We start from the raw sequence: 17,876 nt of genomic DNA on the forward strand, positions 1-17,876 counted from the left end.
CGGAGTGCTTGTTTTGACCGATCTCATTGCCCTTGCATCTTGCGGGCTCGCCTTTTTCGTTGTCGCCGTTTCGCCCGGCCCAGCCAATATTTCCAATGCAACCATCGCAATGAGTCGCGGTCGCAAGACCAGCCTGGTCTATGGCCTTGGCCTCTCCTGCGGTCTCGTCTTCTGGGGCCTTATCGCCGCCAGCGGCATGGGTGCAGTGCTGCAAAGCTCGATAACGCTTCTGATCATCCTCAAGGTCCTGGGCGGGCACTACCTTCTGTGGCTGGCGTGGCAATCCGGACGCTCGGCCCTGCATCCCGCACAGGCATCGGCCACAACAGTGAGTGAGGGCCACTGGTTCTGGCGCGGGCTGATTCTCAACATGTCGAACCCGAAATCCGTGATCGCCTGGATGGCGGCGCTTTCTATCGGCATCGGTCCGAATGACGGCCTCGCCACCGTCGCCGCCGCCACGTTAATCTGCATAGCGGTCGGCTTCTTCAACAACGCGCTCTACTCGGTCCTGTTCTCGATGGGCGGCATGATGCGCGCCTATCAAAAGGCCCGGCGCTGGATCGACGGCGTCGTCGCCGGGCTGTTTGCAGTCGCAGGTCTCGGCCTGATCAAATCGGCACTGTCGCGATGACCGGGCTTGAACTGATCGGCCTGCTGATCGCCTGGGGCGTTGCCGGGGGCAGCCCGGGACCGGCAACGCTGACGATTTCCGGCACCGCCATGGCCCATGGCCGTGCCGCAGGCGTGACCGTTGGCGCCGGGGTGCTGGCAGGCTCTGCCGCGTGGGGTTTGGCGTCTGCGCTCGGCATGGGCACCTTGATGCTTGCCAATGCCTGGATCGCGATCAGTTTGAAATATGCCGGGGCCGCCTATCTGCTCTATCTCGCGATCAAGGCTCTGCGCAGCGCCATGGCGCCGTCTGGCAAGGCCCTGCAACGCGGCGTCAGCGGATCCTTGAACAGCGTCTTTCTCAAGGGTCTATTAATCCATCTCACCAACCCCAAGGCCATCCTCAGCTGGGGCGCAATCTATGCCATTGCCCTGCCTCCGGGCGCAGGCTTCGGTGCGGTCTTTACGCTCTACCTGCAACTTGTCTCGGTCTCTGCCCTGGTTTTCCTCGGCTATGGCGTGCTCTTTTCTCTGCCCATGGTCTCCCGCGGCTATGCCCGCGCCCGCCGCCCGTTCGAAGCCCTCTTTGCCGCGCTTTTCGGCGCGGCGGCCCTACGCATCATGACCGCGCGGATTGAAGGCGTTCACTGAACGTGCCATCCTTTGGCAAGCCGCCGAAGTTCAGGAGCAACCATGACCGCAACGCGCAGAAATTCTTCGAAGAATTTTGCCAAGAGTTTTCGAAAACTCTTGGTCACCCTAGCTCTCACTCTCGCGCCTCTACCAGCCCTCGCGCAAGAGGTCGAACCCTGTGAATGGCAAGCCTCGGCCTGGAACCTTGCCGAACCGTGGGAGCAGAACACCCGCACCTTCGCCAATGGCAATGTCCGCCTCGCCTTGCTCGATACGGTCGAACCTGCCGCCGGGGCCTTTCACGTTCTGGTCCTGTCGCCCCCCTATGACGAGGTCGGCGGGCGCCAGTGCCGCACGGTATCCATGGGCGGCGGCATCGGGTTTTCCGGCGCTGATTTTTCCACGCTCGATGCCAGCTACGACCCGTCCGTTGGCCTGATCTTCACGATGCAGGTGCGCCGGTTCGACCCTGACAGCGGAGATTTCCTGCCCGCAACACTGCGCTTCACCCTCAACCAGGCCACTGGCCATATCGGGGTCCGCTTGCAATGATCCTCGGCATCGGCACCGATCTTGCCAATATCGAACGTATCGCTGGAACTCTGGAACGCTTTGGCGACCGGTTCCGCAACCGCGTGTTCACCGACATCGAACAGCGCAAGGCGGAACGGCGCGCCGACACGCCCGGCACCTATGCCAAACGCTGGGCCGCGAAAGAGGCATGCTCCAAGGCGTTGGGCACCGGACTGCGGATGGGGATTGCCTGGAAGGACATGGCGGTCAGCAACCTGCATACCGGCCAGCCGGTAATGCAGGTCACGGGATGGGCCAAGGAACGGCTCGATGAAATGACCCCACCGGGGCACGAGGCGATCATCCACGTCACGCTCACCGATGATCACCCCTGGGCACAGGCCTTTGTCTTGATCGAGGCGCGCCCCCTGCCCGAAGAGGAACAGGACGGCTCCAAACCCCGCGCAGCCCACTAAGCGGGAATGCGCGCGTATTCATGCGCATCCCCGTGCGCCGCGTTAACCTCTTCGTGGACGAAACCTTGCGTCACCGAACGCCAGACAGATACCCGACAGATAGCCGACAGGTTCCAGCCCTGTTACCAACCCGCAACAGCACCCGCGTTAACCCCACCGCCCGCCGGGTTAACAGTTTTCCGTAGGATGAAGGCCAACCCATCGTCCTTCACTTCCTCTGATGAATCTCGATCACATTGCCATCGGGGTCGTAAAAGAAGATCTGGTGCCATCCCTCAACCGCCCGTTCTCCCCAATCCGAAAACGGCACACCCTTCTCCTCCAGTTCCGCCTTCACCGCCTCGATGTCATCACAACGATAGGCGATGTGCCCCCTGGCCACCGGGTTGACGATCTGCCCGGTGCGAAACCCCGCCATCACGTCCTTCTCGGCCAGGTGCATCTGCACATGCCCGTCCCAGACGAACCCCACATCCCCGGCGTAGCCCTTGGTCTTTTCCAGCACAGGAATATCCCCCGTCGGCACCGGCAGATCCAGCACCTCGCGATAGAACCGCTCCATTTCGGCCACCTTCTCGGTCGCCAGGTTTATGTGATGTAATCGCAGCTTCATGCCCGCCCCTTGGTTTGGTCTTTGCATGTTATGCATATGCCGCAGGCCTTGTCATGCCCGCCCGGGTTGACAGATCACCCCCTGCGCCTCATGTAGCGCTGACACGTGTATATTGGAGTGCAGGGGCATGAGCGAACAAGGCAGCTTTGGCGGCGCCGTCATCGAAACGATCAAGACCATCGTGTATGCGCTGCTGATCGCGGGCGTGTTTCGCACACTCTTTTTCCAACCCTTCTGGATCCCCTCGGGCTCTATGAAAGACACACTGCTGATCGGGGATTTCCTTTTCGTCAACAAGATGGCCTATGGTTATTCCTACGCCTCCTGCCCCTCGATCCGAATCCAACGGATCGGGCTTGATATCGACGCCAAGGATATCTGCGGCTGGATGCGCTCGGACGACGGTGACCGGATCTGGGGCGGCGAGCCCGAGCGCGGCGATGTCGTGGTCTTCCGCCATCCGGTGTCCGGTTCGGATTATATCAAACGCCTCGTCGGCCTGCCCGGCGATCGGGTCCAGATGAAAGAGGGTGTGCTGCACATCAATGGCGAAGCTGTCGCACTTGAAGACGGCGGCGTGTTCTCGGAAGTGAAGGCCCCTCAAGGTCCGGAACGCAACATTCCGCGTTGCGAAAACCGCCCGGTCGGCATGGGCAACACCTGCGAGAAATCGCGCCAGTACGAAACCCTGCCAAATGGCGTGCGCCACTCGATCCTCAATATCGGCACCCAGCACTCGGACAACACCGCGGTCTTTACCGTCCCTACCGGTGAGTACTTCTTCGTAGGTGACAACCGCGACAACTCAACTGACAGCCGCTATGCCCAGACCGCAGGTGGTGTCGGTACGGTGAAGTTCGAGGACCTGATCGGCCGCGCCGACCGCATCATGTTCTCAAGCTCGGGATCGTCGATGCTCTATTTCTGGACCTGGCGCTCGGATCGTTATTTCAAAGCCGTAGAATGAAGCTTGGTCGCGACCTCAAGGACTTTGAAACCCGTCTGGGCCACCAGTTTTCTAACCCGGAACTGTTGGTCCGCGCCCTGACCCACGCCTCGATCTCGTCGCCCACCCGGGGTGACAATCAGAGGTTGGAGTTTCTGGGTGACAGGGTGCTGGGCCTCGTCATGTCCGAGGCTGTTCTGGAACACGACCGCTCCGCCTCCGAGGGCCAGCTTGCCCCGCGGTTCAATGCGCTGGTGCGCAAGGAAACCTGCGCCGACGTGGCGCGTGAAATCGACATCGGCACCGTACTCAAGATCGGCCGCTCCGAAATGATGTCCGGTGGGCGCCGCAAGAAGGCGCTGCTGGGCGATGCAATGGAAGCTGTGATCGCTGCTGTCTATCTTGATGCCGGTTACGACACCGCCCGTGACCTGATCCTGCGTCTCTGGGGCAACCGGGTCGCCACGGTCAAGGCCGACGCGCGCGACGCCAAGACCGCGCTTCAGGAATGGGCTCAGGCCCGCAAACTGCCGCCACCCTCCTATGTCGAAATCGCCCGCGAGGGGCCAGACCACGCGCCCGTCTTCACCATCGCGGCACGACTGACATCGGGTCAGGAGGCCGAGGCCACCGCCAGTTCCAAACGCCAGGCTGAACAAGAAGCTGCCAAAGCACTGTTGGAGTCGGTTGACGGCAGCAATTCCTGAGCCCGAACATACATGAGCTGTTACACCACCTGACCAATCTCAATTTCCGCCGATTTCAGCGTCAGGAAGATCGGCCCGCAACCCCACACAGCTCAGGCGGGAAAGCCCGATCAAAAACCTCGATATTGCACCATGCCTGCCTTTGGCCACGCTCACAACGGCCACATTGGCAGGGCAAATCCAAGCTTCTACGAGTTCAAAGGAAATTGGTAAGGAGTGAAGTAATGTTGCGATTTTTGAAGACGTTCATCCACGACACGCGTGGGGCCGTGACCGTCGATTGGGTGTTTCTCAGTGCATGTGTTGTAGGTTTGGCAGTAGCAGCCGTCGTCGCGTTGAATGACGGGACAACCGACGTGGCATCCGACACCGGCGACTATGTCGCTGAAATGTCTCCGACAACCTTCTGAACCACATCCCCATCTGCGGTATAGCGCGTTCATCCGTGATGGATCGACACGCCGACCAATCTCGGCGCGGGGTTTGTCATTGTGGGTCGCGCAGGCCCTCGGGCAAAGTGCCACCACACCCGAAGACCCGGGCACCTGCAAGGGTATCGGCAACACAAATCGTTTCGGATTGATCCCCGCCACGACAACGCGTCCTATGATGTATGACACGGCGCGGCGGCGTCAGGATTTATTGCGTCCTCGCAGCAGCCTGGCCAATCGCAAGTTTTCTGGAAGGGAATGGTGCGGTCGGCGAGACTCGAACTCGCACGAGTGTTACCTCACAGCGACCTCAACGCTGCGCGTCTACCAATTCCGCCACGACCGCACTGTCTTGACTTAGGTGATGGCCCTATAGCGAAGCGCCCCGGCGATGTGAAGAGGGAATCATGGGCCTCGCTGCGATTTCTTTCGCCCCGCTCGGGCCGGTTATTTCAACTCGACCTCGACAAAGCTCATCGCCATGTCGCCCGCGTTGGTCACGTTATGCTCGACACCTTCGTCGCGGGCATAGGATGTCCCGGCTGGAACCACCACCTCACGCACCGCGCCGCCGGGTTCTTCCAGCCGCATGTGACAGTCGGTAATCGCCACGATCACGTAATCCATCCCGTGACGATGCCAGCCGGTTTCGGCCCCCGGGGCAAAATCGAACCGCGTCACCCGGGTTCGATCATCGTCGATCATCTGCGTTGCCTCAGCCTGCGTCATACGCCCTCCCGATCCTCAAAACACACACGCGTGACTGCGCCGCCCTTGCCAGAAACCGCCACACCCCCCACCATAGAAGCCATGAACACCCCTGTCACCGACATACCCGCCCCGCTGCGCATCGACATCGTCTCGGACGTGGTCTGCCCCTGGTGCATCATCGGCTACAGCCAGCTGGCCCGCGCCATCGACCAGACCGACGCATCGGTGCAAATCCTCTGGCACCCGTTCGAACTGAACCCGCAGATGCCACCCCAGGGCCAGAACCTGCGCGAACACCTAGCCGAGAAATACGGCACCACTGTCGAGGACAGCATCAAGGCCCGGGCCCAGCTGACGGAACTGGGGGCATCGCACGGGTTTACTTTCAACTTCTCCGACGACAGCCGCATGGTGAACACCTTCCATGCCCATCAACTGATCGAATTGGCCGAGACGCAGGGGCGGCAGACAGACATGAAACTGGCCCTGTTCAAGGCACATTTCAGCGATGGGCGCGATGTGTCGGATATCGCCACCCTCGCCGCCATAGCAGGCGAGCTCGGCCTCGATGCCTCGGATGCGCAATCAGCGCTGACCGAAAACCGCTTCGCGGGCGAGGTTCGCACGATGCAGAAATTCTGGATCGACAAGGGCGTTCGCGGGGTGCCGGCGATGGTGTTCGACCTGAAACACCTGGTCACCGGCGCACAGGGGGTCGATACCTATGCCCAGCTGCTGAAACGGTTTTCTCCGGCACCGGCCTGACGCCACCGGCCCGAAACCTGGCTTTTCCTCTTGCCAGAAATATCCCCGCCGGAGGCTCCGACGGCGCCGGCATCCATGCCCCTTTCGGCTCTTGCCCGGCATTGCCGCCCGAGCGCGTCGGGGCGGGCGGGGGACGCGTGAGGGTGGCAATTCCCGAAACCTTGCCATCCTCGCCCACAATGTTATCCCCTTCCCATGATCGAATGGAAAATCTCTGACGGGCTTACCGATTACTCCGATGCCCTGCATTTCATGGAGGACCGCGCCAATGCCATCGCGGCGGGCGAGGCCGAGGAATGCATCTGGCTACTAGAGCACCCACCGCTTTACACCGCAGGCACCAGTGCCAAGCGCGAAGACCTGACCGACCCCGACCGCTTCCCGGTCTACGAGGCCCGGCGCGGCGGGCAATACACCTATCATGGCCCCGGACAGCGGGTGGTCTATGTCATGCTCGACGTCGGTAAACGCGGTCATGACGTGCGCCGCTTCGTCGCGCAACTCGAGGAATGGGTCATCGCCACCCTGGCCGAGTTCAACATCCAGGGTGAAATCCGCGAGGGTCGCGTCGGTGTCTGGGTCACGCGGCCCGAAAAGCCCGCTAACCCCGACGGCACCCCGCGCGAAGACAAGGTCGCCGCCATCGGCATCCGCCTGCGCAAATGGGTTAGCTTCCACGGCATCTCGATCAATGTTGAACCAGATCTGTCTCATTTCGACGGTATTGTGCCCTGCGGCATCACCGAACACGGCGTCACCAGCCTGGTCGACCTCGGTCTTCCGGTCGTCATGGGCGATGTCGACATCGCTTTAAAATCTACCTTTGAAGCGGTGTTCACTTCTTCGGCATAAAGCCGCCAAACCCCTGAAACAAAGTATGTCTGCGACAAATCATCCAAACGAATGGCTTGTCACCACACCACCCCCGGCTATATCAATGCGCGAAACCAAACTGCCATTAGGAATCGAGGTTACTATGAAGAACGTTTTGACCACTGCCGCCACTCTGTTGGCTCTCGCCGCCCCGGCGCTTGCAGAAGGCGACGCTGCAAAAGGCGAAAAAACTTTCAAGAAGTGCAAGTCATGCCACAAGATCGAAACCCCTGATGGCGAGATGATCATGAAGGGCGGCAAGACCGGCCCGAACCTCTATGGCATCATCGGTGCCACCGCTGGCGGCGCCGAAGGTTTCAAATATGGCAATGGCCTGAAAGACGCCGCCGAAGCCGGCTTTGTCTGGACCGAAGCCGCCCTGGCCGAATATGTCGTCGACCCCAAGAAATGGCTCGATGCTCAGGGCTTCGCCAAGAAATCGAAAATGTCGTTCAAACTCAAGAAGGGCGGGGAAGACGTAGCGGCTTATCTGGCGACCCATTCGCCCGCGCCTGAAGGCGGTGAAGACGCGGCCGCATCGGATTGATCCGAGCCTTCCGCAATTCGCGGTAATTTTGACAGAATCACCTAACGGGGGCTTCACAGCCTCCGTTTTTGTTGCATCGCAAATACCTGTTAAATTGGGTATTTTTGCCCGTTTTCCACCTAGGTGCGACAAAATAATTTGATCCAGATCAAATTCAGCCGTTGCCCCGTCCCAGCCCGCAATTTAAAACCGGAGCTGGACAGGTGCGCGGATTCCCCGCAATCCGCGCCAATATGAATGCAACAGGAGGCACCGCATGGCAGACGCAGCCATTCACGGGCACGACCATGAAGACAACCGTGGGTTCTTTACCCGCTGGTTCATGTCGACCAACCACAAAGACATCGGGATTCTCTACCTGATCGTATCGGCCGTCGTCGGCCTGATCGCCGTTCTTCTCACCGTATTCATGCGGATCGAACTGATGCAGCCGGGCGTACAACACATGTGCCTCGAAGGGTTCCGCCTGTTCGGCGGTGCCACAGCGGATTGTACCCCGAACGGTCACCTCTGGAACGTGATGATCACCTATCACGGCGTCCTGATGATGTTCTTCGTGGTCATTCCCGCCCTGTTCGGAGGTTTCGGCAACTATTTCATGCCGTTGCAGATCGGTGCACCGGACATGGCCTTCCCGCGGATGAACAACTTGTCGTTCTGGATGTATGTCGCCGGCACCTCGCTCGGTGTCGCCTCGCTGTTCAGTCCCGGTGGCAATGATCAGCTCGGCTCCGGCGTGGGCTGGGTGCTCTACCCGCCGCTCTCCACGCTCGAAGGTGGCATGTCCATGGACCTTGCCATCTTTGCCGTGCACGTCTCGGGCGCATCCTCGATCCTGGGTGCGATCAACATGATCACCACCTTCCTGAACATGCGCGCGCCGGGCATGACGCTGTTCAAGGTGCCGCTGTTCTCGTGGTCGATCTTTGTCACCGCATGGCTGATCCTTCTGTCGCTGCCGGTTCTGGCAGGCGCTATCACCATGCTGCTGACCGACCGGAACTTCGGCACGACCTTCTTTGACCCAAGCGGTGGTGGTGACCCGATCCTGTATCAGCACATCCTGTGGTTCTTCGGTCACCCGGAAGTCTACATCGTGATCCTGCCCGGGTTCGGCCTGATCTCCCACGTGTTTGCCACCTTCTCGCGCAAGCCCGTCTTCGGCTACCTTCCAATGGTCTGGGCGATCATCGCGATCGGTGCCGTGGGCTTCGTCGTCTGGGCGCACCACATGTACACCGTCGGCATGTCGCTCAGCCAGCAGTCCTACTTCATGCTGGCGACCATGGTCATCGCGGTCCCGACAGGGGTGAAGATCTTCTCTTGGATTGCCACCATGTGGGGCGGTTCGGTCGAGTTCAAGACGCCGATGCTGTTTGCCTTCGGCTTCCTGATCCTCTTCACCATGGGTGGTGTGACCGGTATCGTGCTCAGCCAAGCTGGCGTCGACCGGGCCTATCACGACACCTACTATGTCGTGGCGCACTTCCACTACACCATGTCGATGGGCGCAGCCTTCACCATCTTCGCCGGGGTCTACTTCTACATCGGCAAGATGTCGGGCCGCCAATACCCGGAATTCTGGGGCAAGGTGCACTTCTGGATGTTCTTCATCGGCGTGAACCTGACCTTCTTCCCGCAGCACTTCCTGGGTCGTCAGGGCATGCCGCGTCGCTACATCGACTACCCCGAGGCATTTGCATATTGGAACTATGTCTCCAGCTGGGGTGCTCTGCTCAGCTTCGCCTCCTTCGTTCTGTTCTTCGGCATCATTTTCTACACGCTGACCCGTGGCGCACGTGTGACCGAGAACAACTACTGGAACGAATATGCTGACACGCTCGAGTGGACGCTGCCGTCGCCGCCGCCCGAGCACACGTTCGAGATCCTTCCCAAGCGGGAAGACTGGGACAAGCAACACAGCCATTAAGGGGCTCTGAAAAACGCGCGAACGGGGCTCCGGGTAATTCCGGAGCCCTTTTCTTTTCCGACAACAAACATTGCCCGTCATGGTTCAGCGACCACCCAAATCAATATTGATATGCACAACGCCGCGATCTGGCAGCACACTGCTGTGCTCGCTGCTGTTGTCATCGGGCGTCGCGGGAAATCCTGAATCGTGGTTCCGCCACGAAGACAGGGCCGCATATGCGGAGGAATGGAAGGTTGACAGAAACGACTTCCCCGCCTTTCTTGCCGCCGCCATTCGGCAGGGACGGGGCGCAAACCAGACCTTTGCCTGTCGCCTCATGTACGACACACAGCAGGAGTTGCTGAAGGAATTGCAATCTGCATTCGGGCCGCATACCGATCCCGAGCTTTTGGCGCATGCTTTTGGTCAGGCCGACTTTGTCTTTCTTGAGCGCAGCAACAAGGTAGCTCAGGCCATTTCCTACTATCGGGCTGCGTCAGGCGGCCTGTGGCATCGCAATGCCGATGGTTCGATCCTCGAAGCAACGAGCGCTTTGAATTCCGAACCACCTGAATATGACTACGATGCCATCAACACTTATCTCAACATTGTCAAAACCGACGCTAGATTGTGGCGCGACTGGTTCACGCTTCACGACATAGCACCGATCAAGATCAACTACGAAGACCTCTCCCAAAACCCCGAAGGAGCGGCGACTGATCTCTTGACGCGCCTGGAGCGGTCTCCGACTGCACCAATCCGCATTGGCACCGCCCGGCTTGCGGATGAGCTTAATCTCGCCTGGGAAACACGCTTCAAAGACGATCAAAGCCTCAAACAGAATTCCGATGCCTCATAAGTGGTCCAACACCCCCTCCAGACATCAGGCAACCCTCTGGCCCCACCGTTCCCTGCCTCGGCGCGGCTTTGCAGCGATCATTCTTCTGGCTTTCACCCTGATCACCATCCCCCTCTACGGGCTCTTGGGCACGGTATTCCTCTGGGGCCTCCTGCCCTTCCTCATGGCCGCCGTGGCCGGGCTCTGGTGGGCGCTGGAGCATACTTACAAAACGGCGGAGGTGCTCGAGGTGCTGGCCATCACGCCCCAAACCACCACGCTGATCCACCAGCCCCGCAAAGGCGAGATCCTGATCTGGGACTGCAACACCTACTGGGTCCGGGTCGAAATTCACTCTTCCGGCGGCCCGGTACCGCATTACATCACCCTCACCGGCAACAATCGCACGGTCGAAATCGGCTCTTTCCTCTCGGAAGAGGAGCGCTGTCGCCTGATCCTCGAGATCGAGAAATCCCTGGGCGAAATGAAGACACCGTAGGGTGCGTGCTCGCACGCACCTTCCCTCACCACAAGAACCGAAACGCCCGCTTCAACTCGTCCACCCCGCCATTCTCATACCAGCGCCCATGCGCCAGAATGATCCGTTCCGGCCCCCAGCCGATCATTCGTTCAACAGCGTCACGCAACGCCGCACGATCTCGAAACGTCGCCCGCATGTCCCGTGGCATCTGCCCATCCGGGTCGCGAATCCCGCCCAGCCGCGTGGCAATCCTCATCCACCACGACAGGTTCTTGGCCTCAAAGTTTTCGATTAGGTCGGTCAGGATCAATGTCTTCGACGCGCGATGAAAGAACACCGCCTCACGGTGTACCGAAGACCCTTCCACGATAATCTGTTCGATCTCCCCGGCCCAGGTCGCTGCGGCCTCGCCACCAAGATCATGATCGAAACGCAGCTCCCTCCCCGCCTTCGCCGCCCGCTCCGCTACCCCCGGTGCAGCCCAGGCCACGGCCTCGGGAAACGCCGCCTGCCATTCCCCGACATAAGCGTAGTGAATCCAATTCGGCGCAACCAGATGCGCCACCGGCCCCAGCTTCGCCACCTCGTCCCGCAAGCCGTCTGTCAGAAGGGTTGGCGAATGCACCCATAAATCGCCACCCTCCAACCGCACCAACGTGGCACGGGTGGAGAATGGCATCCCGTAAAACCGGATCGCCGGACCATCCACGATCCAGATTCCCGGCCCCGCCGGTTTCAGTGTGTTAAGCGGTTCATAGCCGGTCGCCATACCCCTAGGGTGCGCTTCAGCGCACCGCGGGTCAAACCAAATCGCCCGCCAGCGCCTTGGCGATCAGCGCCCGGGTTTCTTCCACCCCGTAAAGCGCGGCGAACCCGCCGAAACGCGGCCCCTGCGACGCTCCAAGGCAGACCTCGTAGATCGCCTTGAACCAATCACGCAGCGGCTCGAACCCATGCAGCTTGCCGATGGCAAAGACCACCGATTGCAGGAACTCCTCGTCTGCAAAATCCGCCTTGGGCAGCTCGTCCTCGCGCCCCATCGCTGCGTTCTTGCGCGTAATCGCATCCAGCGCCTTGTCTGCATCGCCGAAACACGCCGCCAGCTCTTCCAGCGCCACACGTTCCTGATCGGTCGGCGCGCGATACACCTTCGCTGGCTTCACGAAGTCGTTGAAGTAACGCACAGCAAAGCCCGCCGCCGCATCCATACCGGGATGGCTCTCAGGCGTGGCTTCTGGGGCGTACTTCGCGATGAAGCCCCATAGAACGTCCTTGTCCTCGGCGCTCGACGCGCTAGCCAGGTTCAAGAGCATCGAGAACGGCACCATCATGTCCGAAGCAGGCACATTGTGCCCGTGAATATGGTACACCGGGTTGGCCAGCTTCTGCTTGTCATCCTGCCCCGGATAGGCACGCAACTGCTGGTGATACTCGTCCACCGCCTTGGGGATCACGTCGAAATACAGCCGCTTGGCTGTCTTCGGCTTGAGGAACATAAAGTACTGCAGGCTTTCCGGCGCGGCATAGGTCAACCACTCTTCCATCGACAGACCATTGCCTTTCGACTTCGAAATCTTCTGCCCCTCTTCGTCGTTGAACAACTCGTAGGACAGGCATTCCGGTGGCCGTTGACCCAACGCCCGGCAGATCTTGCTGGCTTGTGTGACAGAGTCGATCAGGTCCTTGCCCGACATCTCGTAATCCACGCCCAGCGCGGCCCAGCGCATTGCCCAGTCAGGTTTCCACTGCATTTTCACATTGCCGCCGGTCACAGGCAACTCGACCCGCTCGCCGTCGGGTTCTTCGTAAACGATCGTGCCCTTCTCGACATTGCGCTCAAGCGTCGGCACCTGCAGCACATGGCCGGTCTTGGGGCTGACGGGCAGGAATGGCGAATAGGTCGCCTGCCGCTCGGCGCCCAACGTCGGCAGCATGATTTCCATGATCTTGTCGAACCGCTCCAGCGCCAGCAGCAGCATTTCGTCGAACCGGCCCGATTTGTAATACTCGGTCGAGCTGGCGAATTCATATTCGAAGCCAAAGCTATCGAGAAATGCGTTCAGACGCGCGTTATTGTGCGCGCCGAAACTATCATGGGTGCCGAACGGGTCGCGCACCACGGTCAGCGGCAGGTTCAGGTCCTCGGCCATCTGTTCCTGGTTCGGCACATTACCCGGCACCTTGCGCAGACCATCCATATCATCCGAAAAGCAGATCAGCTTGGTTGGAATGTCGCTGATCATTTCAAACGCCCGGCGCACCATCGTAGTGCGGGCCACCTCGCCGAACGTCCCGATATGCGGCAAACCCGATGGGCCGTACCCGGTCTGGAACAGCACATACCCCTTTTCCGGCGCGCCCTTGGCATAGCGTTTCAGCACCCGGCGGGCCTCTTCAAAGGGCCAGGCTTTGCTGTTCATCGCCTCATCGCGCATATCCGACATTGGGGTATCTCCGAATCCTGCCATGCGGCCTCTCCGCACGAACCTCGGTTTCCTAAAGCGTTTCGAGATCAAGTTGAAGTCCAACTTGGTCTCGAAACGCACACAGCAAACAAAGCTCGCGCACGTTTCGACATTTTGTTTACATTTTACAAAAAATGACGAAACGCATTATTGTTCCCACGGCCAGAGGTCAATATTTACAAGTGTATGACCCGCGCCAAAGGAGGCCCAACATGTCCGATCCCATCCCGCACCCGCTATCGCCACAGGATTGCCTTGTCACGGTGATGATCGCGGTTTCGGCCTCGGACGAGGATATCCGCACCTCCGAGCTGATGAAAATCCAGTCGGCGGTCAACAACCTGCCGGTCTTCGCAGGTTATGACATCGATCGGATGCGGATCATGGCCCAGACCGTGTTCGACCTGTTCGATCAGGAAGACGGCCTCGATGCTCTCTTCGGTCTGGTGCGTGATAACCTGCCCGACGAACTGTATGAAACCGCCTATGCGCTGGCCTGCGACGTAGCAGCTGCCGACGGGTCCATCGGCGAGGAAGAATTGCGCCTCCTGGAAGAAATCCGTTACGAGCTTGATATCGACAGGCTACACGCCGCTGCCATCGAACGCGGGGCGCGGGCGCGCCACATGACGCTCTGAATGTTCCGGCTGGCTGCATTTCTCCTTGGCCTCCTGGCCCTCCCAACCCTCACCGCAGCAGGTGAGATCGGCGTTCATATCGATCTGTCAGACCAAGAAATGATCATCGCGCTTGATGGTCACGAGTATTATCGCTGGCCGGTTTCGACCGCGCGCCGGGGCAAGTTCACCCCGGTCGGCACCTACCGCGTGCAATCCATGAAGCGGCGGCATTACTCGACGCTCTACAACAACGCGCCAATGCCCTGGTCGATCTTCTTTCACGGCAATTTTGCCATCCATGGAACCAACCAGACCAGCCGCCTGGGAACCCCCGCCTCGGCCGGCTGCGTGCGCCTCCACCCGGATGACGCCGAAACGCTTTTCAAGATGGTGCTCGAACACGGGCGCGCCAATACGTGGATAAAAATCCGCAAATAGCCAAGAGCCCAACTGATATACCGGGGAGAGGGTTCCAGGACTAGGTAGATCATCCCGGCGCTGCCACGCTTGATGCAGGCCATTTTTCAGCATCAGAAAGGCGTTTTTTGTGACACGCCTTTTCACTTTTCTAGCAAGCCCTCCCTGATTGGCACATCCGCAATGGCAAGGGCGCCTACCGCTGGCTGGTCTCGACTGCACGTAAGGGCAAATGGACGCTGCGCGGCACCTTTCACGGCCAGTCACTGTCGCGGTGTCACCGCTCGTCGCTCGACAACAACGCACCGATGCCCTAATCGATCTTCTTCCACGGCGACTATGCCATCCACGGCACCAATCACATCAAGCGGCTTAGCCGGCCCGCCTCTGCCGGTTGCGTCCGGCTGCACCCGGATCACGCCGCTTTTCTGTTCTCACTAATCCGCAAGATCGCGATGAAAAATCTAAAGGTCGTAATCAAGAACTGACCCCGTAGGCTGAGGGTTCACCCCGCCACCGCTCAGGTTCCGTACAGCGTACCCCAGCGTTCGATCAGCTTTTGCTGCAACTTCTTGGCCCGCTTGTTCCAACCGCGCGCGCCCTGTGGTTTCTCGCGATCACCGCGCTTGATTTGCGCCCGTTTGCCGGCGTCGGCTGCAAATATGGTAAAGGCCATTTCGGTCCCATCCGCTGCCACCAGGTACCCGGCAAGGGCACTGACAAAATTCAGCGTCCCGGTCTTGGCAAACACCTTGATCGGGTGGCCCTTGTTGACCTTGCCATTGCTGTGGCGCATCGCGATCTTCTTCAGGATGGGCCGCAGCGCCCCCTGTTTGCGCACCTTGACCAGCGCCACGGTCATGTCCTTGGCCGTCAGGCGCGAGTCACTTCCCAAGCCAGAATGATCGACCAGTTTGGCCTTGCTCATCCCCAGCGAGGCATTGGCCCAGCGGCTCATCTCGCTGGCACTGGCCTTCAGGCTGTTGACTTTGCCCTTGCGTTTGGTCGTGGCCGCCAATCCCACCATCTCGGCGGTCAGGTTGTTGGAGTATTTCAACATACCACGCAGGATCACCGACAACTCCGGGCTGGCATGGCTGACGATCGCCGTGCCCCCGGGCCTCGAGCGCGCAACTTTCGGCGCCCCCAGCTTGATTCCCTGCGCCCTGGCCAGCGCCCGGAACACTTCGCCAGCATAGGTCTCGGGCTGGCGCACCGGCAACCAGCGCGATCCGCCCTTGCCCAACGCCTTGCTGGCCACGGTCCAATGATCCTGACCGTTAGTCTCGGTATAGGTATAAACCGGCAGGCTGCGGTTCACCACGCGCATCCTGGCCATACTCACCGCTGGACGGTACTTGTCCGAGCGCGCATCCATGACTGTGCTCCAGCCGTTCGAACCGCGCTTCCACTCGAAATGCACCCGGTTGTAATTCAGGCTGATTCCCGAAAGCGCCGGGTTGTACCCCACGTGATCGGGTTGGGACTTGTCGATCTGTCGGATGCTCGGAAGGGCCCCGCCCCAGACCTTGAATTGCCCGCTGACCCTCTGCACACCCGCCGCCTTCAGCTTGGCCGCCAGACCCGCCATCACGTTGGTGTCCAGCGTCGGATCGCCCCCGCCCATCAACACCAGATCACCTTTCAGCACCCCGCCTTGCACCGGCCCGTTCGCCATAAGGCGAGTCACAAACCGATGCCCCGGCCCCAACGCATCCAACGCGTAAAGTGCCGTAACCGCCTTGGTCACGCTCGCCGGCGGCTGCGCTTGGTCGCCCTCGCGACTCTCCAGCATCAAACCCGATTTCGCATCGGCCACCGCAAAGGCCACCCGGCCGCCAAGATTGGCCTCCTTGATAAGCGCCGCCGCACTGGCCGCCTTGGGCGTCGCCGCCGCCTTGGTAATCTTGGCCGCCCCGCCGCTTGGCCGCAATACTGGCCGCAGCGATCTCTTGGGCGCATCCGCCCAGGCTGGCAGCCCCAATCCGGCCAGGCCCGCCCCTACAAAAAACCGTCTCGAAATACGTTTGGTCATGCCAGAGACTTAACCCAAAGCTTTCCGAATTCACAACTACGCAATCGCCGCAACTGCGGGTTTCACCCCCACCCGCCGCGGGCTCGGATCGCGGTCGATGATATGTCCAGCATCGGTACATTTACGAAACACCAGCGCGGCGCCTCACCCTGCGCCAGAACCTGCGCCTCACGTCCGCGCAGCCGGGCAAAGCGGTAGATGTCAGCCGCCTTGGCATGACGCGCTGCAATCCTCTGCCCAGGTCTTGCCAACACGCCCACCGGTACATTCTCGATGATCCACTGCCAATCCTGCCACTGGTCGAACTGTTGCAGGTTGTCCGCCCCCATCAGCCAGACAAACCGCACCCCAGGCGCGGCCTGCATCAACGCTTGCAGGGTCTCTGCCGTATAGTGCGTCCCCACTTGCGCCTCGAAATCACTGATCTTCACCCGTGGGTGATCCATCACCGCCCGCGCCCGCGCCATCCGTTGCTCCAAAGGCGCCGGCCCCCGCTCTTTCAGTGGGTTTCCCGGCGAAACAAGCCACCACAACTGATCCAACCCGAACCGCTTCAGCGCCTCACGGCTGATATGCGCATGCCCCTCATGCGCCGGGTCAAACGACCCGCCCAGCAGGCCCACAACCTGACCCGCGCGCACATATGGAAGCCCGTGTTTCATCCGGTGTTTTGTCGCCCTGCGCTACGCCTGCTGTCAACGCGAAATGCGACTGGCCACCCCGCCGCTTCAACTGCATTGTGATCGCCCTCAAACGCCCTTAGGCTATTCAGGATTCAGTGGATATTTTGGGCCTCGGTCATGAGCTTCGAATTGTATGTTATTTCCCGCACCAACGATCTTACCAAGGCCAAGTCTGACTTGATGGCGTTCTTCAAGCGTCGCCGCGGCTACAAAAAATACCGCTTTCAATACGGGTTTTCTGCGGGAAGGCACAACGAGGAATTCCTGATCGGGTTTCCCGACCCGGATTCCGACCAGGAAATCGAAGCGGAAGTCGAAGACCCTGCAAACACAATCGCATGGATTTCCATAAACTTCTTTCGCTCTGCAGCCCACTACCGCGCTGCAGCAAATGAACTGCAAGCACTTTTGGATACTGGAAAGTTCACGCTCTACGATCCTCAAGAAGATGAGCATTTCGCAAGCAGCTTTCCACGCGCTGACTTCGTTGCATGGATGTCCGGAATCGAATTGAACGATCTGGAAAACGCAAATCTGATACCACCTGAACGCTAATCTCTTTCCAAGCCAGTCAGATCGCTTTGAAGGCGGTTTTGCC

The 17,876-nt window shown here is 59.9% G+C and carries 23 protein-coding genes and 1 tRNA gene; 17 read left to right on the forward strand and 7 right to left on the reverse strand.

Annotation, left to right across the window (positions count from 1 at the left end; genetic code table 11):
• Window positions 1–13: 13 nt before the first annotated feature.
• The 4 genes from RXV86_RS08660 to acpS are packed head-to-tail and all read left to right on the forward strand — an operon-like array spanning window position 14 to window position 2,234.
• Entirely contained in the window at window positions 14–634 is a 621-nt protein-coding gene (locus RXV86_RS08660; RefSeq protein WP_316299104.1) for a LysE family transporter, read from the forward strand.
• Window positions 631–1,263: a LysE family translocator gene (locus RXV86_RS08665; protein WP_316299105.1), complete on the forward strand. Its 633-nt coding sequence runs from the start codon at window positions 631–633 to the stop codon at window positions 1,261–1,263. The genes RXV86_RS08660 and RXV86_RS08665 overlap by 4 nt, the downstream gene beginning before the upstream one ends.
• 42 nt (window positions 1,264–1,305) lie before the next feature.
• The gene (locus RXV86_RS08670; protein WP_316299106.1) at window positions 1,306–1,797 is read left to right on the forward strand and encodes a hypothetical protein; all 492 of its coding nucleotides are present in this window, start codon (window positions 1,306–1,308) and stop codon (window positions 1,795–1,797) included.
• A complete protein-coding gene (acpS, locus tag RXV86_RS08675; protein WP_316299107.1) occupies window positions 1,794–2,234 on the forward strand; it encodes a holo-ACP synthase in 441 nt (146 codons plus the stop codon). The genes RXV86_RS08670 and acpS overlap by 4 nt, the downstream gene beginning before the upstream one ends.
• 208 nt (window positions 2,235–2,442) lie before the next feature.
• Here the strand turns inward: acpS and RXV86_RS08680 are convergent, their stop codons facing one another.
• Window positions 2,443–2,847 (reverse strand): VOC family protein, encoded by a 405-nt coding sequence (locus RXV86_RS08680; RefSeq protein WP_316299108.1) that lies wholly within the window; start codon window positions 2,845–2,847, stop codon window positions 2,443–2,445.
• Window positions 2,848–2,974: 127 nt separating this feature from the next.
• On the opposite strand from RXV86_RS08680, the gene lepB reads away from it, so the two are divergent.
• From lepB to RXV86_RS08695, 3 genes are all read left to right on the forward strand, one after another.
• Window positions 2,975–3,814, forward strand: a complete 840-nt coding sequence (gene lepB / locus RXV86_RS08685) for a signal peptidase I (protein ID WP_316299109.1) — start codon at window positions 2,975–2,977, stop codon at window positions 3,812–3,814.
• Window positions 3,811–4,500: a ribonuclease III gene (gene rnc / locus RXV86_RS08690; protein ID WP_316299110.1), complete on the forward strand. Its 690-nt coding sequence runs from the start codon at window positions 3,811–3,813 to the stop codon at window positions 4,498–4,500. The genes lepB and rnc overlap by 4 nt, the downstream gene beginning before the upstream one ends.
• 224 nt (window positions 4,501–4,724) lie before the next feature.
• Window positions 4,725–4,910: a hypothetical protein gene (locus tag RXV86_RS08695; protein WP_316299111.1), complete on the forward strand. Its 186-nt coding sequence runs from the start codon at window positions 4,725–4,727 to the stop codon at window positions 4,908–4,910.
• 280 nt (window positions 4,911–5,190) lie between these two features.
• Here the strand turns inward: RXV86_RS08695 and RXV86_RS08700 are convergent.
• Window positions 5,191–5,277, reverse strand: a tRNA-Leu gene (locus tag RXV86_RS08700).
• A gap of 101 nt (window positions 5,278–5,378) precedes the next feature.
• The gene (locus tag RXV86_RS08705; RefSeq protein WP_316299112.1) at window positions 5,379–5,660 is read right to left on the reverse strand and encodes a cupin domain-containing protein; all 282 of its coding nucleotides are present in this window, start codon (window positions 5,658–5,660) and stop codon (window positions 5,379–5,381) included.
• Between the two features lie 81 nt (window positions 5,661–5,741).
• Between RXV86_RS08705 and RXV86_RS08710 the strand changes: the two genes are divergently transcribed.
• The 6 genes from RXV86_RS08710 to RXV86_RS08735 all read left to right on the forward strand — a co-directional run bounded on the left by RXV86_RS08710 (window position 5,742) and on the right by RXV86_RS08735 (window position 11,076).
• A complete protein-coding gene (locus tag RXV86_RS08710) occupies window positions 5,742–6,407 on the forward strand; it encodes a DsbA family oxidoreductase (protein ID WP_316299113.1) in 666 nt (221 codons plus the stop codon).
• A 195-nt stretch (window positions 6,408–6,602) separates the two neighbouring features.
• Window positions 6,603–7,259: a lipoyl(octanoyl) transferase LipB gene (gene lipB / locus RXV86_RS08715; protein WP_316299114.1), complete on the forward strand. Its 657-nt coding sequence runs from the start codon at window positions 6,603–6,605 to the stop codon at window positions 7,257–7,259.
• 124 nt (window positions 7,260–7,383) lie between these two features.
• On the forward strand, window positions 7,384–7,827 hold the full coding sequence (locus RXV86_RS08720; protein ID WP_316300209.1) for a cytochrome C: 444 nt from the start codon (window positions 7,384–7,386) through the stop codon (window positions 7,825–7,827).
• A 256-nt stretch (window positions 7,828–8,083) separates the two neighbouring features.
• Window positions 8,084–9,757: a cytochrome c oxidase subunit 1 gene (locus RXV86_RS08725; RefSeq protein ID WP_316299115.1), complete on the forward strand. Its 1,674-nt coding sequence runs from the start codon at window positions 8,084–8,086 to the stop codon at window positions 9,755–9,757.
• Window positions 9,758–9,836: 79 nt separating this feature from the next.
• Window positions 9,837–10,598, forward strand: a complete 762-nt coding sequence (locus RXV86_RS08730) for a Stf0 family sulfotransferase (protein ID WP_316299116.1) — start codon at window positions 9,837–9,839, stop codon at window positions 10,596–10,598.
• Window positions 10,588–11,076 (forward strand): DUF2244 domain-containing protein, encoded by a 489-nt coding sequence (locus RXV86_RS08735; protein WP_316299117.1) that lies wholly within the window; start codon window positions 10,588–10,590, stop codon window positions 11,074–11,076. Before RXV86_RS08730 ends, RXV86_RS08735 begins: the two co-directional genes overlap by 11 nt.
• Window positions 11,077–11,101: 25 nt before the next feature.
• Here the strand turns inward: RXV86_RS08735 and RXV86_RS08740 are convergent, their stop codons facing one another.
• Together RXV86_RS08740 and RXV86_RS08745 are read right to left on the reverse strand one after the other, a co-directional pair.
• Complete coding sequence (locus RXV86_RS08740) at window positions 11,102–11,827, reverse strand: DUF4336 domain-containing protein (RefSeq protein WP_316299118.1); 726 nt, start codon at window positions 11,825–11,827, stop codon at window positions 11,102–11,104.
• Window positions 11,828–11,858: 31 nt separating this feature from the next.
• The gene (locus RXV86_RS08745) at window positions 11,859–13,502 is read right to left on the reverse strand and encodes a lysine--tRNA ligase (protein WP_316300211.1); all 1,644 of its coding nucleotides are present in this window, start codon (window positions 13,500–13,502) and stop codon (window positions 11,859–11,861) included.
• Window positions 13,503–13,735: 233 nt separating this feature from the next.
• Between RXV86_RS08745 and RXV86_RS08750 the strand changes: the two genes are divergently transcribed.
• The 3 genes from RXV86_RS08750 (at window position 13,736) to RXV86_RS08760 (ending at window position 15,048) form a co-directional block, all read left to right on the forward strand.
• On the forward strand, window positions 13,736–14,161 hold the full coding sequence (locus RXV86_RS08750) for a tellurite resistance TerB family protein (protein WP_316299119.1): 426 nt from the start codon (window positions 13,736–13,738) through the stop codon (window positions 14,159–14,161).
• Window positions 14,162–14,581 carry a L,D-transpeptidase gene (locus tag RXV86_RS08755; RefSeq protein WP_316299120.1) on the forward strand — a complete coding sequence of 140 codons (420 nt, stop codon included), beginning with the start codon at window positions 14,162–14,164 and terminating at the stop codon, window positions 14,579–14,581. It abuts the gene before it with no gap.
• Between the two features lie 299 nt (window positions 14,582–14,880).
• Complete coding sequence (locus tag RXV86_RS08760; RefSeq protein WP_316300213.1) at window positions 14,881–15,048, forward strand: L,D-transpeptidase; 168 nt, start codon at window positions 14,881–14,883, stop codon at window positions 15,046–15,048.
• 32 nt (window positions 15,049–15,080) lie between these two features.
• Here RXV86_RS08760 and dacB read toward each other — a convergent pair whose 3' ends face one another.
• Window positions 15,081–16,595, reverse strand: a complete 1,515-nt coding sequence (gene dacB, locus RXV86_RS08765) for a D-alanyl-D-alanine carboxypeptidase/D-alanyl-D-alanine-endopeptidase (RefSeq protein ID WP_316299121.1) — start codon at window positions 16,593–16,595, stop codon at window positions 15,081–15,083.
• A gap of 62 nt (window positions 16,596–16,657) precedes the next feature.
• Window positions 16,658–17,257, reverse strand: a complete 600-nt coding sequence (locus RXV86_RS08770; RefSeq protein WP_316299122.1) for a nicotinate-nucleotide adenylyltransferase — start codon at window positions 17,255–17,257, stop codon at window positions 16,658–16,660.
• 138 nt (window positions 17,258–17,395) lie between these two features.
• Here RXV86_RS08770 and RXV86_RS08775 point away from each other — a divergent pair, with 138 nt between their 5' ends.
• A complete protein-coding gene (locus tag RXV86_RS08775; RefSeq protein ID WP_316299123.1) occupies window positions 17,396–17,833 on the forward strand; it encodes a hypothetical protein in 438 nt (145 codons plus the stop codon).
• Window positions 17,834–17,876: the final 43 nt, after the last annotated feature.

This window comes from Aliisedimentitalea sp. MJ-SS2, from assembly GCF_032586155.1.
GTDB lineage: Bacteria > Pseudomonadota > Alphaproteobacteria > Rhodobacterales > Rhodobacteraceae > JAWHTC01.

Coding starts and splice junctions, on each gene's coding strand:
- RXV86_RS08730 (WP_316299116.1), top strand. CDS start 9,837: ATGGTTCAGCGACCACCCAAATCAATATTGATATGCACAACGCCGCGA.
- lipB (WP_316299114.1), top strand. CDS start 6,603: ATGATCGAATGGAAAATCTCTGACGGGCTTACCGATTACTCCGATGCC.
- RXV86_RS08665 (WP_316299105.1), top strand. CDS start 631: ATGACCGGGCTTGAACTGATCGGCCTGCTGATCGCCTGGGGCGTTGCC.
- RXV86_RS08670 (WP_316299106.1), top strand. CDS start 1,306: ATGACCGCAACGCGCAGAAATTCTTCGAAGAATTTTGCCAAGAGTTTT.
- RXV86_RS08775 (WP_316299123.1), top strand. CDS start 17,396: ATGAGCTTCGAATTGTATGTTATTTCCCGCACCAACGATCTTACCAAG.
- RXV86_RS08770 (WP_316299122.1), bottom strand. CDS start 17,257: ATGAAACACGGGCTTCCATATGTGCGCGCGGGTCAGGTTGTGGGCCTG.
- acpS (WP_316299107.1), top strand. CDS start 1,794: ATGATCCTCGGCATCGGCACCGATCTTGCCAATATCGAACGTATCGCT.
- RXV86_RS08740 (WP_316299118.1), bottom strand. CDS start 11,827: ATGGCGACCGGCTATGAACCGCTTAACACACTGAAACCGGCGGGGCCG.
- RXV86_RS08755 (WP_316299120.1), top strand. CDS start 14,162: ATGTTCCGGCTGGCTGCATTTCTCCTTGGCCTCCTGGCCCTCCCAACC.
- RXV86_RS08725 (WP_316299115.1), top strand. CDS start 8,084: ATGGCAGACGCAGCCATTCACGGGCACGACCATGAAGACAACCGTGGG.
- lepB (WP_316299109.1), top strand. CDS start 2,975: ATGAGCGAACAAGGCAGCTTTGGCGGCGCCGTCATCGAAACGATCAAG.
- RXV86_RS08680 (WP_316299108.1), bottom strand. CDS start 2,847: ATGAAGCTGCGATTACATCACATAAACCTGGCGACCGAGAAGGTGGCC.
- RXV86_RS08750 (WP_316299119.1), top strand. CDS start 13,736: ATGTCCGATCCCATCCCGCACCCGCTATCGCCACAGGATTGCCTTGTC.
- RXV86_RS08705 (WP_316299112.1), bottom strand. CDS start 5,660: ATGACGCAGGCTGAGGCAACGCAGATGATCGACGATGATCGAACCCGG.
- RXV86_RS08745 (WP_316300211.1), bottom strand. CDS start 13,502: ATGTCGGATATGCGCGATGAGGCGATGAACAGCAAAGCCTGGCCCTTT.
- RXV86_RS08695 (WP_316299111.1), top strand. CDS start 4,725: ATGTTGCGATTTTTGAAGACGTTCATCCACGACACGCGTGGGGCCGTG.
- RXV86_RS08720 (WP_316300209.1), top strand. CDS start 7,384: ATGAAGAACGTTTTGACCACTGCCGCCACTCTGTTGGCTCTCGCCGCC.
- rnc (WP_316299110.1), top strand. CDS start 3,811: ATGAAGCTTGGTCGCGACCTCAAGGACTTTGAAACCCGTCTGGGCCAC.
- RXV86_RS08735 (WP_316299117.1), top strand. CDS start 10,588: ATGCCTCATAAGTGGTCCAACACCCCCTCCAGACATCAGGCAACCCTC.
- dacB (WP_316299121.1), bottom strand. CDS start 16,595: ATGACCAAACGTATTTCGAGACGGTTTTTTGTAGGGGCGGGCCTGGCC.
- RXV86_RS08710 (WP_316299113.1), top strand. CDS start 5,742: ATGAACACCCCTGTCACCGACATACCCGCCCCGCTGCGCATCGACATC.